9 protein-coding genes and 2 pseudogenes are annotated in these 15902 nt (G+C 65.0%); 4 read left to right on the forward strand and 7 right to left on the reverse strand.

The genetic code is table 11. The features are described 5' to 3' along the window. The first annotated feature begins 169 nt into the window (after window positions 1-169). Window positions 170-985 carry a GIY-YIG nuclease family protein gene (locus E4V01_RS15870; RefSeq protein WP_135299003.1) on the forward strand — a complete coding sequence of 272 codons (816 nt, stop codon included), beginning with the start codon at window positions 170-172 and terminating at the stop codon, window positions 983-985. Window positions 986-1081: 96 nt separating this feature from the next. Here the strand turns inward: E4V01_RS15870 and E4V01_RS15875 are convergent, their stop codons facing one another. Together E4V01_RS15875 and E4V01_RS15880 are read right to left on the reverse strand one after the other, a co-directional pair. Next, on the reverse strand, window positions 1082-2437 hold the full coding sequence (locus E4V01_RS15875) for a restriction endonuclease PLD domain-containing protein (RefSeq protein ID WP_135299004.1): 1356 nt from the start codon (window positions 2435-2437) through the stop codon (window positions 1082-1084). Between the two features lie 149 nt (window positions 2438-2586). After that, window positions 2587-5748 carry a DEAD/DEAH box helicase gene (locus E4V01_RS15880; RefSeq protein ID WP_153227049.1) on the reverse strand — a complete coding sequence of 1054 codons (3162 nt, stop codon included), beginning with the start codon at window positions 5746-5748 and terminating at the stop codon, window positions 2587-2589. A 775-nt stretch (window positions 5749-6523) separates the two neighbouring features. Here E4V01_RS15880 and E4V01_RS15885 point away from each other — a divergent pair. After that, window positions 6524-7554, forward strand: a pseudogene (locus tag E4V01_RS15885) (IS3 family transposase); the annotation flags it as partial. A 23-nt stretch (window positions 7555-7577) separates the two neighbouring features. On the opposite strand, the gene E4V01_RS15890 reads toward E4V01_RS15885, so the two are convergent. The 5 genes from E4V01_RS15890 to E4V01_RS26585 form a co-directional block, all read right to left on the reverse strand. Further along, window positions 7578-8270 (reverse strand): hypothetical protein, encoded by a 693-nt coding sequence (locus tag E4V01_RS15890; RefSeq protein ID WP_135299006.1) that lies wholly within the window; start codon window positions 8268-8270, stop codon window positions 7578-7580. Window positions 8271-8341: 71 nt separating this feature from the next. After that, window positions 8342-9070: a hypothetical protein gene (locus E4V01_RS15895; RefSeq protein WP_135299007.1), complete on the reverse strand. Its 729-nt coding sequence runs from the start codon at window positions 9068-9070 to the stop codon at window positions 8342-8344. 320 nt (window positions 9071-9390) lie between these two features. Beyond that, the gene (locus E4V01_RS15900) at window positions 9391-10908 is read right to left on the reverse strand and encodes an IS66 family transposase (protein ID WP_135299008.1); all 1518 of its coding nucleotides are present in this window, start codon (window positions 10906-10908) and stop codon (window positions 9391-9393) included. A 69-nt stretch (window positions 10909-10977) separates the two neighbouring features. Then, window positions 10978-11334: an IS66 family insertion sequence element accessory protein TnpB gene (tnpB, locus tag E4V01_RS15905; RefSeq protein ID WP_135299009.1), complete on the reverse strand. Its 357-nt coding sequence runs from the start codon at window positions 11332-11334 to the stop codon at window positions 10978-10980. After that, complete coding sequence (locus E4V01_RS26585) at window positions 11331-11750, reverse strand: transposase (protein WP_371688526.1); 420 nt, start codon at window positions 11748-11750, stop codon at window positions 11331-11333. Before E4V01_RS26585 ends, tnpB begins: the two co-directional genes overlap by 4 nt. A gap of 161 nt (window positions 11751-11911) precedes the next feature. Here E4V01_RS26585 and istA point away from each other — a divergent pair. Both istA and istB read left to right on the forward strand, forming a co-directional pair. Beyond that, window positions 11912-13196 (forward strand): annotated as a pseudogene (gene istA / locus E4V01_RS15915) (IS21 family transposase). After that, window positions 13193-14059, forward strand: a complete 867-nt coding sequence (gene istB / locus E4V01_RS15920) for an IS21-like element ISMex13 family helper ATPase IstB (RefSeq protein ID WP_135299011.1) — start codon at window positions 13193-13195, stop codon at window positions 14057-14059. Before istA ends, istB begins: the two are co-directional and overlap by 4 nt. The last annotated feature ends 1843 nt before the right edge of the window (window positions 14060-15902 follow it).

Consider the following 15902-nt stretch of genomic DNA (forward strand, 5'->3'; position numbering starts at 1 on the left):
GATGAGATGTCCAGATCGGACAAGGGCGCGGGACGAACATGCCTGAATCTTCCTCATAACGTGGAACAGGTCGGCTTACCGAATAGACCCGGTCAATGTGACTTCAGCAGCGCGGGTAGTGCCGCCGTGCGCTACGACGTCTTCCGCAAAAGATAGTCGAAGGAAATCCATGCCTTTCAATCTCAAAAGCATTCTCGATATCGAGGACGCCACGCATTTCAAATTTCATGCGGCGCGCTGGAATGGCGAGTATCAGCCGCTGGACGTTTTTACCCGGGATAGAGAGGAGTGGGTCGGCTGGAACAGGTGGCGCGGGAAGAGAGACGATTTCAATCGCCGATACATTATTTCATTTATCGATTTCTATCCTGAGCGCCACGCTTGGCTCTTCGGCGGAATGTTCGAGGTGATCGCGCGACAGCCTGTTGAAGGCCCGAGCTACGAAATTACTGCATGCGAGCAGGGAAGTGAATTGATTGGACGGCTGAAGATCTCCCTTGAGCTGAGCCGCGGAAAATCCTTCAAGTTTGAAGGCATTATTGACGATGTCGTCGTTACAGAGGTGTTGAAGGAGCCATACTCGGGCGACCCGTTTGCTGGGTTTGACAACGTAAGTCTTGATTTTTCAATGCTAGAGACAATTATCAGGAACGGGCGCCTTGATTGGAGAACTGCTCTGCAAAATATCAAGGGAGTCTATCTTATTGTCGATAAAAGTTCTGGTAAAAAATATGTCGGATCGGCTTACAATGACATTGGAATATGGTCGCGCTGGTCCGCGTACGCGGCGACCGGCCATGGGTGGAACGTAGCCCTAGTAGAACTTATTGCGGACAAGGGTATTGCTTACGCCCGTGAAAACTTCCGTATGACGCTGCTGGAAGCGTGGCCTTACCGAACCGAGGACAAGGTCATCATCAGTCGAGAAACGCATTGGAAAGAGGCGCTGCTTACTCGTGGCGACTTCGGATATAACCGCAATTGACCGTTTCGGCCTCAAGAAAATTAGGTCTCTGTTCGCACAAACGCTTCGGATACCCCGAAGCACGAGGACTCCCACATCATTGATCGTTGAATTTTCCTATGGAATCCAATCGGGTTCGCGCCAGCCCGCTTCGGCCAGGCTTTCCTCCAGCTCCAAACGCACCTCGGCCGGCGCATGTGCCCCGAGGAAGCCTAACCTCTCGATGAACGACCTTATGATCCGACCGGTCCCGCCGGTCGTGATGCTGGCGCGGTAGGTCAGGTCCTCGAAGAAGGATGTCTCGAAATCACGGACGGCATGCTCGTCCTCCCAGATGTCTGGCATGTCGACCAACGTTAGCGTGCGGGCCAAGCGCTTGCGCGCGTCCTCGTCCGACAACGTTGTGCTCCTCGACCGCAGGAACCGCTCGAACAACTCAGCGCGGTTCGGGACCGGCTGAACCTCGATCCCATGCCTGTCGAGCAGGCCCTGCAATGAAGTCACGTGCGCATCGAACGCTGCGCGGACCCTTTCTTGCCCGGGACCGGCGTTCAGTTCCTCGGCTATCTCAGTGAGCTTTCTCAGCCGCTCGCCCTCATCGTCCGCGATGCGCAGCCTGAGTTCGCGGGCATACTTCCTGGGCATCCACAATCCGAGCACGGTGTCGATGCTCGACCGACGGTACTGCGTGCGCTGAGCCACCGCCTCCTCGCCCTCTAGGACAGGCAAGTCATCTAGGCCTAGGGCGCTGCGGAGACTGAAACCGAATCCCTCCGTGCGTGGGCGGGCATGCTCGACGCCGGCCTCGCCGGCGAGAACCGCCCCGATCTTCTCCCTATTGTCCGGCGTGAAGCGGAAAGCGTCGAAGGTGAAGAGGCGTGGCGTGGGCGGCTTGTGGCAGAGCTCTCCGGCCAGGAAGAAATCTCGCAGCGTCCGGATGTCGACGGCAGGCTGAGGATCCGCGACGGACCTCGCCTCATCGAACACAGCATCCATGTAAGCCATCAGGGCTTCGTGCCGTCCCGAGAGCCGCACCATCATCTCATGGCGCTTGCTGCCCGGATTGGCGGACCCGACGTACCAAACCGGGTGCGTCCGCCTAAGAATGCGAAACAGCTTGGTATGGAAGTGTACCGGCGAGTTCATGACGACCTTGACGGTCACATCTCTGAAGCCGACGCCTCGAAGCCTGTTCTCCACCTCACGCATGTCTCCCCAGGTCCGAGGGATGAGGGCAGTAGCCTCTAGGCCGACAGCGATCCTAAGGGTGCAGTCGCGCCGCGCCGAGCGAGGCACCTTCCGGCACACGTTCACCAGCGCTTCGACGGCATAGTAGCCTCCGAGGATGGATATCTCCGTGGCACCCCTGGCATCCTCATGGATAGCTTCGACCAGCTCGACGAAGTTGATTTCCCGGTCGGCCAGGCCGATCAGGTCCTCGCGGTGTACATAGATGGCTTCGTCGACGTTCATGGCCTTTGCCCCTGGTACGCCAGCCCACTGCGCCAGACCGGCCAGATCAATCTAAGGCTGAATTACGGGGGCGCCCATGAGGCCGCCGCAACCAGCGCTCGCAAACGGAAGAGCGGCTGCTTGATGTGGCATGACATGCTGGCCATCCATCATATTGGGTCGGCCGTTTCCAAGGCTCGCGCAGGTAAGCGTGTCGCCAAATGCCGGAACACGCCGGCCTCGCGCCAAGTGTCCTGGGAGCCGACGACGTAGAGGTTCTCCTTGGCGCGAGTGACGGCCACGTTGAGGATGTTCGGGTAGCCCCCGGCCCAGCCGCGAGCACCGCGCTGCGTCGGCAGCGGGGCTCCGAGCACGAGGATGACGGTGTCCGCCTCGCGCCCCTGAACGGTATGCACCGTGCCAATCCGGTCCCGGGTCCACGCGTACGAATCGGACGTCCAGCGCTGCAGCAGGCCGGACTTCATCACACGCTCGCGCAGCTGCTGGGCCACGATGACGAACGGGCTGACGATGTATAGGTCGGGCTCGGCCACGTTGGCATCCGAGAGACGGCGCAGCATCGCGACCACCGCGGCGCCCTCCGCCTCGGACCACTTGTCCTCGGTGCGCCCACCGACGACGTCGACCCAGCGGGAAGGGCCGAGCACGTCCCGGATGGCGGAGGTCCGAGACGGCGTCGCGTGCACCATGAGGTTCGAGTAGGCGACCGAGTTCGAGAGGCTGAACATCGGGTCGGCGCAGCGCCGGTGTACCAGCAGGGGGAAGCCGACCTGCACCGAGCCCACGGTCTGCTGGAACTCGGCCACGAAGGTCGCAGAGGCATCGGCCACCGCCTGCACCGACGCCTTCGGCGCGTTCCACCTCTCCGGGTCGACCCCGAAGTCCGCGCAGATCGTCTCGGCCAGCTCGGTCGGCAAGGACGTCACCGGCTCGATCTGGAGGGGGTCTCCGACCACCACGGACCGCTTCGTGCGCATCATCGCGCCGACCACGGCCTGGGGCACAGCCTGCCCGGCCTCGTCCACAAGCAGCCACCCGAGCGTCTCAGGCGGCAGGTATCCGAGCATGCGCGTGACGGAGGCGAAGGTCGTCGAGATCACCGGCACGACGAGGAACAGGGTCGCCCATAGGTCGGGCATGTGCGGTCGAGTCTTCGGCTGCCAAGCGTTCCGGCCGATCAACGCCTTGAATAGGTTTTCGAGGTTGCTCCGGACCGGTACCGCGGCCGCGTCGATGAAGGCCTTGTGGACCGCGAGGGCGAGTTCGAAGACCTGGGCACGCTCCCGGTGCGCGGCGGCGTCGAGCCACGGCGCGGCGAGATGAAGGACTTCCCTGTCCCGAGCGAAGAATGCGGCATCGACCGCCCGCGCGCCGCATCTCCGGCGCATCAGGGCGACCCGCTCCTCCGCCTGGTCCCGGATCACGACCGCCTGCTGGAATTCCCTGTCGGCCGACTTCCTCGCCTTCTCGGCCGCGCCATGTCGGCCCTGGGCGGATGCGGAGCGCGCGGCGGCATCGTTGGCCTCACGGTCGACGCGCTCCAGAACCGATCCAAGCTGGTCGTTGCTTGCGGACCAGTCCCTCGCCGACCTCGTCCCGAATGTCCGCGCGAGGAAGCCGGGCCGACGGGCCTGGTGCGCGTCCAAGGCCTGCTGCGCCCGATCCCGCGCCTGCTTCGTCCGAGAGGCTTCCGTCACCGATTCCTGGTGATCCTGCTTAGCTGCCGCGGCCGCAGCCTCAGCGGCATCCACGGCACGGGACGCCCTCGTGGCCGCCGACCGAAGTTCAGGCAGCGCGGCGACCTCCTTCCGGGCAGCCTCGATCTCGGAGAGAAAATTCCGGATTTTGGCCACCTCGGCCTGGAACGCAGACCGGGCTTCCTGCCACCGCTTTAGGGCTTCGGTCCGGTTGCGAGGCGGGCTCTCGCGGTCGATGACGAGGGGGCGGCGCTTGCGGACCTTCCCGGGCGCACTCGGGTCGGGCTCCTCAATCCATTGCGGGCTGCCCGCCACCTCGGCCAGGTAGGTCCGGAGCCCATGATCTGGATCCATCCAGGCCGCCTCGCGGAAGGCGAAGCGGTTCGAGGCGTTGCCGAGCACGGCCGCGATCAGGCCCCAGGCCTCGACCCCACCGCCGACCTTGTCGGCCACCGTCTTGAAGTAGCGCAGGCTACCGGCGTCGTCCGCGATGGCCTTCAGGGCGGGTAGCTCGCGGCTGACGTTCTCGACCGCCTTGTTGTTCGATGAGGCCACGAGCATCTCGAAGCCGCGCAGCCGTTCGTCCACCCGGTGGATGGGCACGGTCGCCGTACCGACCTTGGGCTTCGCGCCGGTGGCCGTGAACGCCTTCTCGGGAGCCTCAAAGGTGCACATCGCCTCGGCGCGGCGGACGACAAGCGCGGCGACCATGTCACGGAGCAGGGTGGTCTTGCCGGTCCCGGGCGGCCCGTTGACCGGGAAGAGATCGATGCCCGGCAGGTCCGACATCGCTACGTTGACGGCGCCCTGCTGCAGCAGGACGAGGGGATGGCGACCCGGCGCCGGCCAGCGTCCGGGCGGGAAGCGCCCGGGGGCCACCGACGCGGCCATCACCGCCTCGCCGGCGAGGACGTCCTTCCGCTCGGCCCGCTTGGTGATCCCGAGGTAGGACCGGAGAGCGGTGGGGACCGTCCCCGCCGTCACGAGCTTCCTGACCGCAGCCAGGTCCTCAAGGAAGAAGCTCCCCATCAGCGGGGCGTCGGGCGGATCCTGGGCCTTCCAATAGTGGTAGACGCGGATCGCGAAGGTCGGCCCCTCGACGAGGCTGGGATGAAGTCCCAGCGTCCCGATGAGCCAGTCGTAGGCGCCCCGGATCGCGGTGGCGTCCAGCGGCAGCGGCTTGCCCTCGTCATTTACCCGACGGAGCCGACGATCGAGATCCTCGTTCAGCTTGGTCTCGGCCTCGGGCCAGCGGCCCAGGCCGACCAGATCCTGCTTGAGGGCGAGCGGCAGGCCCCAGGCGAAGCTCGACAACGCCGCGGCCTCGCCCTCCTCGACCAGCACGCCGGCCTTGTCGACGGTGACGGTCGCGATGGCCGCCATGCCTCGCGCGGCAGGCCGGTCCTGATGCTTGTCCACGAAGACGGACAGCAGGGCGTTCGTCGCCTCGTCCATGCGGATGGCGCCGAGGACGACCTGGTAGAAGAGCTGCTTGTTCGGCTTTGCCCTCTCGCCGGGCGGCCGCCACGGCAGGCCCCCGTCAAGGGGGGCGATCCGGCGCGCGTCGCCGTCCGCCATGTCCGCAGGCTTGCGGTAGGTGATGGGGGACAGCACCTCTAACGCCGTCCAGGCCGAGAGCACGTCCTCGGCCCGATCCCTCACCGGCGGAGGCTGCCGGCGCGGGCCGCGATCCAGCCATGGCGGCGACGATGAGGGCTTCGCCTCAGGCTTCGGTTCGGGAGGCGGTTCCTTGGTAGCGGTGCGCTGGGGAGGCTCCGGAGGCTTCGACGGTGGCGGGGAAACTGTCGTGGCGCGTGGAGACGCCTCAAATGTTTCGGCGCCTTCCAGAGCCGCGGTCACCCTAGCCTTGAGGCGACCGGCTCTCTCCGTCGAGCGCTGGCCGAGTTCCGTGAGGAGGGTCTTGAGGACCTTCCTGTCGCCCGCGGCGGTCGAGAAGATGCGTTCAAGCTCGACGATGCTGGCGCTGAGGTGGGGACGAGACATCGAAATCGACCAGGAATCCTGCGGCCAAGTTTCCTGGCTGGGCGCGGCCTTGTCCAGCACGACATTCGGGCGCGCCGAAGGTTCGGCTTTAAAGTCGGCACACCAATGTCTGACAACCTATCGCCCTCCGGTAGACGTTCCAGATAATACCAACCATGCACGGAGCCGACCGGTACAACCTTTGATGGCTCGGAGATGAGGCAGGGCCGCATCCGATTGGACTGACCTCGAAGCGCACCCCATCGAGCCCGCCGCTACGGAGCTTGGGTTGAAGAGGTTTTGCATCTCCTTTAAGGCCGCAGGGGCTACCCTTACCCCGTCGGCGCCCCTACACTGATCGGCAAGTTCGACATGCGAAGCGTCATGTCTGTTCGGTGATGGAAGGTGTCGCCGCCACGGCATCAGCGACGCGACGTTCTACACGTGGCGCTCGCGCTTCGGCGGCATGGAGGTCTCGGACGCGCGTCGCCTGAAGGCGCTCGACGAGGAGAACCGCAAGCTCAAGAAGTTTCTGGCCGAAGCGATGCTCGACGTGGCGACGCTGCGTGAGGCGCTGGGAAAAAACTTCTGACGCCCGGCGCACGGAGAACGGCCGTGAGCTGGGCCATCGCGGAGAAGGGCTATTCGCAGCGTCGCGCCTGCGGGCTGATCGGCCTGGAGCCGAAGACCTACCGCTACGCCTCGACGCGAGGTGACGATGCGGCTGTGCGGGTACGCCTGCGCAGCCTGGCCCGCGAGCGCCGCCGGTTCGGCTACCGGCGCCTGCTCATTCTGCTGCGGCGGGAGGGCCTCACCCTGAACCACAAGAAGCTCTTCCGCCTCTACTGGGAGGAGCGGCTGTCGGTGCGCAGGCGCGGTGGGCGCAAACGAGCCCTTGGCACGCGGGCCCCCGCTGCCGTGCCGCAGGAGCCGAACCAGCGCTGGAGCCTCGACTTCGTCTCCGACACGCTCGACGACGGGCGCCGCTTCCTCATCCTCGTCGTGGTCGACGATTGCACGCGAGAGTGCCTGGCGCTGGTGGTCGACACGTCGCTGTCCGGGCGGCGGGTCGCGCGTGAACTCGACCGGATCATCGCCGGCCGTGGCAAGCCGCTGATGATCGTCTCGGGTAACGGCACCGAACTGACCTCGCACGCCATCCTGCGCTGGCAGGAGGAGCGTGCGGTCGCGTGGCATTACATTGCGCCCGGCAAGCCAAAGCAGAACGGCTTCGTTGAAAGCTTGAACGGGCGCTTGCGCGACGAGTGCCTGAACGAGCATCTGTTCCGGAGCCTGCCGGCGGCCCGGACCATCATCGAGGCGTGGCGGATCGACTACAACACCTGCCGCCCTCACACGAGCCTCGGCGGGCTCACCCCGAAAGCGTTTGCAACCCGGTCCAAACAGGGCCAGAACCAGAACGGACTCTGGTTATGAACGGGGGCAAGCAGGGGGCAAGGTCACTGGCTGCCCGAATAGATCACCGTTTCGTCGGGGCTGTTATCCGAGAAGGTCCACCCCACGAGCCGAGCTGCCTTTGCGAGCCGGTCCTTCGGTCGACGCGCCATTCTCCGCCGGAAAGTTCTAGCGACTTCCTTGGGTGTCGCTCCTCCGCCGATGGGATCGGGCCAGGTTAAGGTGTCGTACCCTGAGGGCTTGGGCGGAAGAGAGGAAGTACGCGGACCCGTGTAGCCGTGAAGTTCGAATGCCCTGTAGCGCAGCAACTGGGAGAGGTGTTCGTCAGGCACGACCTCGCGCTGGCTGTCCGTGAGCTTAGCGATAAACGTGGGCGTATAGCAGATGTTGCGCAGGTCGCTGTACGACGCTGGGTCCCGTGCATCTGAGTAAAGGTGGTTGCACTGAAGGTCGGCACCCCGCTTGAGGCCGGTGGCCCATTCGAACGCAGTCGCCGGGCTTGCATTGTCGTCCAGCATCACATCCCCGAGGATCGTGCCCTTTGGGCCTCCCCGGATCGTACGGAACACAGCTCGCGCGCCTACTGCTTGTACGGCATCAGGATGAGCGAAGACCGTGAGCGAGGCGAGCGCCTGGTCGAGAGAGCGCCAAGCGGACGCCCCGATGAGCTCGACGAGAACGTGCCGGCCATCATTGCCAAAGTCGGCAAGGGTCGGGAACTGCGTGGCTGCGTTCATTGCGGAGCTCCGGGCATTGCCATCGAATCACGTTTACCCAGAATTTGAGGGGGAACGGGCGCCAATCCGGTTCACATCGCCTTGGTCGTCGCTCGCGCATCACTCCCTGCCAGCGCTGCCAGGACGGCGTCCCGGGCAGCACGCCCCTTCCGCCCCGCCTTGTTGTCCGCGAGCGCCGTCCAGGAATTCATGTGGTTGAAGCCCTGCCCGCCGAAATGGACGATGTGTACCCAGGTCACCTTTCCATCGCCGTAAGCCACCTCGTTGATCTGGCGGGTCCCCGGATAAAGCCTGGTGATTCGTTCACGGCAGCTCTTCATGTAGGACGTGTCGTTCGACAGCATGAGGACGATCTGGAGCCTGGGCGGCAGACGGGAGAGGTAGAGATCAGTACACCGGTCCCGCCATTCCTCGTAGCTCTTGGCGGCAGCCGAGGACGATATGATCGTGCCCGACTTCCTGCCGTTTTCGGCCAGCGAGCAGCGGACCAGGGACCCGAAGGCCCAATCCTGCTCGTCGGACCTAAGGTGGTTGTCCAGGGTGTCGCCCTCATCCAAGAGGGTGAGCATCCTCAGGCCGCCCGTCAGGCGGTCGCGGAAGCCGGCGTAGGGTATTGCGTCGTGGTGCTTCGCCAGGATGTCCTTCGACTGGCGTTCGCCCTTCGAGAAGCCCAGCAGGAGGAAGCGGGGGTTCTGGGCACCCCATGCGCAGGGGTTGTTCTCCAGGCTCCAGCCATCCTCGGACTGGATCTTCGTCCTTCCCCACACCGCTCCGCCGGGGAAGCAGGCCGTGCAGGCCATACGGCCGTGTGGGGGTAGTAGAGGCTTTGTCGACATTCGCTGCATCGCTGGAAGGAAGGGAGGCCCTCTTGCCGATAGAGCCTTAACGGCATGCCCTCCCACCGAAGCAGGCCTGTCGGTGATCGCTAATGTGACACAACCTCCTGACGTCATGGCCGCCGCTTTTGGGGCCGCTTTAAACCCCCGAGCGGACATTCGCATCGGCGGGGTGGAAGGTCTGCAACGGGTCAGGAGTTCGCGCGCCGATTGTTCGGCTGCGCGCCACTTCCAGACCTTCACCCAAAGCGAGCGGAATGGCCGCTTGTCGGTAAGCGGTGTCTTCAGGCCACGTCCCTGAGGGGTGAAGTGGTTGGGTAGGCCCACGGCAGCAGGTCGTCGAGACGGCGGTTGGGATGGCCCTCGACGATGCGGGTGATGACGTCGGCGAGGTAGGCGCGGGGCTCCACGCCGACCAGCTTACAGGTCTCGACGAGCGAGGCGACGACCGCCCAGTGTCCGGCTCCCGCGTCCGATCCGGCAAACAGCGCGTTCTTGCGCGTCAGGGCCAGGGGCCGGATCGTGCGCTCGACCATGTTCGAGTCGAGTTCGACCCGCCCATCGTCGAGGAACAGGCTCAGGCCTGCCCAGCGGGTCAGTGCATAGCGGATTGCCTCGGCCAGCTTGCTCTTCTGGCTGATCAGCCCGAGCCGCTGCTGCAGCCAAGGTTCCATTGCCGCCAGGATCGGACGGCTGCGTGCCCGACGCATGGCGCAGCGCTCCTCGGCGGGGCGGCCGCGGATCTCGGCCTCGATCCGGTAGAGGCCGGCGATGCGCGCCAGCACCTCCGCCGCGATCGGTCCGTCGAGCTCGTAGAACCCCCGGCGCACATGGCTCCAGCAAAACGCGAGCTGCACCTCGCCCTGTCGGGCCAATACTTTGTAGCCCGCGTAGCCGTCGACCTGGAGCACGCCCCGGAACCCGGACAGATGCGCCATCGGCTGCCGGGCCGTGCGGTCGGGCGCGTAGACGTAGGCCACGCTTGGCGGATCGGTCCCACCCCAGGGCCGGTCGTCGCGGGCATAGGCGAAGAGTTGACCCGTCTTGGTGCGGCCCCGGCCGGGATCGAGCACCGGCGCGGTGGTCTCGTCGGCAAACAGCTTGCCCGACCCCTTCAACCGCTCCAGCAAGCGCGCGTGGACCGGCCGGAGCAGGAAGGCGGCGCGTCCGACCCAGTCGGCCAGCGTCGAACGGTCGAGGCCGACGCCCTGGCGGGCGAAGATCTGTGCCTGCCGGTAGAGCGGCAGATGGTCGGCGTACTTGGACACGAGAACCTGGGCGACGAGGGCGTCGGTCGGCAACCCGCCCTCGATCAGCCGAGCCGGCGCGGGGGCCTGCACCACGACGTCCTCGCAGGCGCGGCAGGCATAGCGCGGGCGGCGCACGACGAGAATCCGCATCTGGGCCGGCACGATGTCGAGACGCTCGGACACGTCCTCGCCGATCCGGTGCAGGCCGCCCGAGCAGCACGGGCAGACGAGGCTCTCGATCTCGACCACATGCTCCACGCGCGGCAGATGGGCGGGCAACGCCCCGCGGTTCGAGCGCCGTCGCGCTGCCCGTTCCACCCTCACCGTTGCGACCACCTCCTCGGCGGCATGACCTGCGGCCTCGACCTGCTCGGCCTCCTCCAGCCCGAGCAGATGCTGGTCCTCGGGCAGGCTCTCGGCGCGGCGTCCGAAGCGGTGCCGCTGCAGCGCCTTGATGATCTGGCGCAGCCGTTCGTTCTCGGCGCGCTCCTCGGCGAGCAGCGTCTTGAGCGTTGCGGGATCGTCGAGGGAGGGCGAAGCGGGCGCGGCCACGGGACAGATAAGATCATATCCGTCAGCGGCTTGCCACCATTGACGAACCCGCGTGCCGGTCTTTTGCGCTCAACCGGCCATCGCCGGGGCCGTGACGACGCGCGCCGGATGCACACGCTTCCAGTCCAGCCCTTCCAGAAGCGCCGAGAGCTGGGCCGCGGTGAGGTGCACGACGCCGTCCTGCCGCTTCGGCCAGCAGAACCCACCGGCCTCCAGTCGCTTGGCCACGAGAACCACACCGCTGCCGTCCCAGAACAGAAGCTTGACCCTGTCCGACCGTTTGGCACGGAACACGTAGACCGTGCCGGAGAACGGCTCCGCCCCCATCGCCTCGCGCACCAGCGCGGCCAGCCCGTCCATCCCCTTGCGGAAGTCCACAGGCCGCGAGGCAAGCATCACCCGCACCGTGCCCGAGGGACCGATCATGCTGGAGCCTTCAGCGCAGCGATCACCGCCGCAATCTGAGCCGCGCTCGCCCCTGCGCCGATCCGGATCGTCGCGCTGGCCAGTTCGACCTCGATCCCAGGGGCGATGGAGCCGCGACCCGGCGCATCGCTCGCCGCGCCACGATCCGCATCGGGAGGCCGCCCCTGCCGGTCCGACCCGAGCACGGCCGGGACGAAGCGCAACTCGCCCGTGTCGCAGTCCGATCCGGCATGGCGGGCCAGACGCCGCCATGTGAACAGCTGCGAGGCACTCAGGCCATGCCGACGCGCCACCGCACTGACCGAGACGCCGGGCCCCTCGCTCTCGGCGACGATGGCGGCCTTCTCGTCCGCCGACCACGTCCGCCGCCGACCGGCCCCGGTGAACAGTTCCAGACGCCGGACCGGCTCCGACATGGCCATACTGTCAGCGGGCGTTGAATACTCCCTGATTGTGGGCATCGAAAATTCCCTGGTCGGTGCCCTGGCCCGTAGGGGCGCGACGCCCCGCGCCCTCTCGGGCTTTTCCATCCTCAGCCACCATGCCCGCCGATACCGATCGGCTGGGAGCGACGAGGATGGTCCTGCTGGGAGAACTCGTCATGATCCTGGACCTGCACCGACAGGGCCTGTCCGTCTCCGCCATCGCCCGCCGGACCGGCCGCGATCCGAAGACGATCCGCAAGTACATCGAGCGCGGCCTCGAACCGCCGGCCTACGGCCCGCGTCAGCCGGGCCGCCCGAGCAAACTCGCGCCCTATCTCGATTATCTGCGCGAGCGGATCACCGCCTTCCCCGACCTGAGTGCCGTGCGCCTGACCCGCGAGTTGCGCGAGCGCGGCTACACCGGTGCCTACACCGCGGTGAAGCGGTTCGCCGCCGCGATCCGGCCGCCCGAGGCCAAGCCCTACGAGGTCCGCTTCGAGACCCCGGCCGGCCAGCAGGCGCAGGTCGACTTCGCCCGCTTCGTCGTCACCTTCACGGATGCGCCGGGCACGACCTGCATCGTCTGGCTGTTCTCGCTGGTGCTCGGCCATTCCCGGCACATCGAGGCACGCTTCGTCCTGCACCAGGATCTGCAGACGCTGCTGCGCTGTCACATGCAGGCCTTCACCGCGATCGGGGGCGTGCCGATCGAGATCCTCTACGATCGCATGAAGACGGCGGTCACCGGCGAGGATGCGGACGGCCACATCGTCTACAACCGATCCCTTCTGGCACTCGCCCAGCACTACGGATTCCTGCCGCGCGCCTGCCGCCCGTACCGGGCCAAGACCAAGGGGAAGGTCGAGCGACCGTTCTCCTACATCCGCCAGGACTTCTTCCTGGCACGTTCCTTCCGCGACCTCAACGACCTCAATCGCCAGCTTCGGATCTGGCTCGATACCGTCGCCAACGTCCGCCTGCACGGCACCACGCAGCGGATCGTCTCGGAAGCCTTCGCCGCCGAGCGGCCTGAGTTGCAGCCCTTGCCGGCTCTGCCCTTCGACGCTCTGCTCACGCTGGAGCGGCGCGTCAGCCACGATGGCCTCGTCTCGATCGGTGGCAACTATTACAGCGTACCGGATCGGATACAGCGTACCGGATCGGACCCGGCGCGTCGTCGAGGTGCATCAGTTGCCCGACACGATCCGCATCCTCGATGGTGGCCGGCTCGTCGCGAGCCATCCGATCCTGGAGGGACGACGGCAGTACCGCATCGACCCCGACCATCGGCAAGGCACGGCCGCTCGGGCCATGCGCCGCGGCCATCCCGACGGTCTGCCGATCGGCCGCCATGGCGATCACGTCGCCCGGCGCTCGCTGGCCGTCTACCAGGCAGTCGGCGAACGCCTCGCCGGCGGGATCGGAGGCCAGCGATGAGCCGCACCGCATCCTGTGCCATCACGACCCTCGACAGCATCAAGCGCAGCCTGGTCGGCCTGCGCATGCCGCGCGCCCTGGAGGTCCTCGACGCGACAGTCCGGCGCATCGAGCAGGGCGAGATCGACGGCTTGGCCGCCCTCGACGTGATCCTGGCCGAGGAACTGACGCTGCGCGAGAACCGCCGCGTGAAGACCGCCCTGCTGGTCGCGCGCCTGACCACAATCAAGACGCTGTCCGGGTTCGACTTCGCCTTCCAGCCCTCGCTCGACCGCGAGCGCATCCTGGCGCTGGCGGAACTGACCTTCATCGACCGGGCCGAGGTCGTCCATCTGCTCGGACCACCCGGCACCGGCAAGAGCCATCTGGCGATCGCGCTTGCCGTTGAGGCGGTCAAGGCCGGACGCAGCGTGGTGTTCTCGACGCTGGCCGATCTCGTGACCTCGCTGGCCAAGGCCGAGCGCGACGGCTCCCTGCGCGAGCGCATCCGCTATCTCTGCCGGGCCTCGCTGCTGGTCGTGGACGAGATCGGCTACCTCCCCGTCGTCCCCGGTGGCGGCAACCTGTTCTTCCAACTCGTCAACGCGCGCTACGAGCGCGGGGCGATGATCCTGACTTCGAACCGCGGCTTCGCCGAGTGGAGCGAGATGTTCGGTGATCCGGTCGTGGCGACAGCCCTGCTCGACCGACTCCTCCACCATGCCGTGGTGATCCAGATCGAGGGGGCGAGCTACCGCCTGCGCCAGCACGCCGACCTCGTCCCCGAGCACGTCCGCTCCAAGGCCCTGATCGTTCCGCCGCCCGCACCCAGGCGTCGCGGTCGTCCACCCGGAAAGGCTGCCTCCGATCACACGGCCGCCTGATCACCGATCCGCACCGAACCCGCTGGCCAGGGAATTTTGAAAGCCCACAATTGCGGAGACTTCGGTGCCCGTTGACACATACGCTCTGACATCGACATGGGACGGAGCTCCTGTCTCCCTCCGTATGTCCCTCCGGCCGCCTCCAACGAAAGGTGCCCGCCAGACGACGCTTACGCTTGTCGCCCGAGAGCTGCTATTGAAACGGAATGGTCGGTCCAGGTCTCCTTAAGATTGTCACGGTCGGCCTGCCGTGTGGCTTAAGGCGGCCCGCCGCCGATGCCCACGACGCCAAGCTATACCCCGCGTGGCAACACGCTCCATTTGGCAGCGGGCGACGTGCTAGGCGCAACCTTCGATATCGTCGCCTTATCCAGCACCATGCTCAGTGACAAAAGCGGAGCTCGCCATGTCGTGCACCGTTGAGCGCGGGCGATAGTCATTCACGGTAAGGTCGGAGGATCGCTCGCCGAGCTCAGCTGGCGCATGCGATGGCCCCCCACCTTCGACCGTCGCCGCAACAAAGCCTGCGAGAAGATCGCGGCGGCTAAGAACGCGGTTGAATAATGCTATTGCAGAAGCAGCCGCAGTGTGCTTGCGGAATATCCCAAATCGAAAGATAAACGCAACTTCTATCCGCGCGCAATCAGCATTGTACCCGGCACAATAAAACCTAGTTACCTGCGCATTGCAGAGAAGAAAATTATTTCAATTCAGGTTTGACGCTCCATGCCTCGCTACTTTTCCGACATCAACGACGGTGGAGCGTGCGGGTCCCAGGGTAGGCCTCCGTGGCCGGAGGCAGAACACCTAAAAATCTTACTATGTAGAAAATTAGACTGCTACATTGGCTCGCATATCAACAATATCCCCACAATCCCAAAAAACATATTGGACTTGCTAAAGGCAGAAATTGCCCCCATGCTTTCGTGCAATGAAGCGCAGGCTATCGACGCCAATCTTTATTAGGGCCCAAGAATACGGCCTTAGCGCATAAAGGATAAAATGCTGAAAAGACAGCTATGACCGTAATCAGCAGAGCCGCCACCTTCCGGATCTGCTGCACCCGACACATTCGAAGGCCACGGCGGCTCCATGTCCGATCAGCATTCGGTGAGGCTTACCTCGACCAGCGAAGAACCTGGGCAGAGAGTGAGACCTGGCTTTCGTTCGTTTAAAACAGCTGTGCCGATTGATTATCCTCGACGATGGCACCGAGACATTCTCATTCAAGCGACTCTTGAGAGTTCAATTTCGGCAATAGAACCAGGAGATCCACTGTACCGTAATGAGCGAATTTTTAGTTTTATTGTAGTTGCCGGAGTCCAGCGGCGATTAATCATGGCCACCACCAGTCGCCTTGAGCTGTCCTCAAAAAAAACTTTCCTGACCACGTTTTGATCACCAGATCCTACGTTCTGTCCGAACCGCGATGCTCCACCGCTCGGGCAGTTTGGGCAGCTCGCAAGCTCGTAATCCCTGTCGGAGACCGGCTCAGAATTCTGGAGCGTCTGAATGACGCTGAAGCGGGGTTGACGCTCGGCGAACTCGCCAACTGTGTGCGAAGCTCAGATCTCGAGCCAGCAGCAGCAGTCCTTGCACTTGTCTGCGCCGGTCAGGCGGACCTAGAGCCTGGGGAAGGGCTATCGCCGGAGACCCTTGTACGACGTCGTTTCGGTGAATCGGCTCCACGGCAGGATCGCCTAGCCAGTGCGCTGGCGATCTAAGTGCAGACGTGATCGACGCGCTGTCCCAATGAGCTGCCACGAAAAGCGTGTGCCCTTTGGTTTTTGAAAAGAGCAGGTCGGGGGCTACTCCCCGCATAGCGACCCAAGCCTACAAGCTA

Source organism: Methylorubrum sp. Q1 (genome assembly GCF_004683995.1).
In the GTDB taxonomy this organism is placed as follows: Bacteria; Pseudomonadota; Alphaproteobacteria; order Rhizobiales; family Beijerinckiaceae; genus Methylobacterium.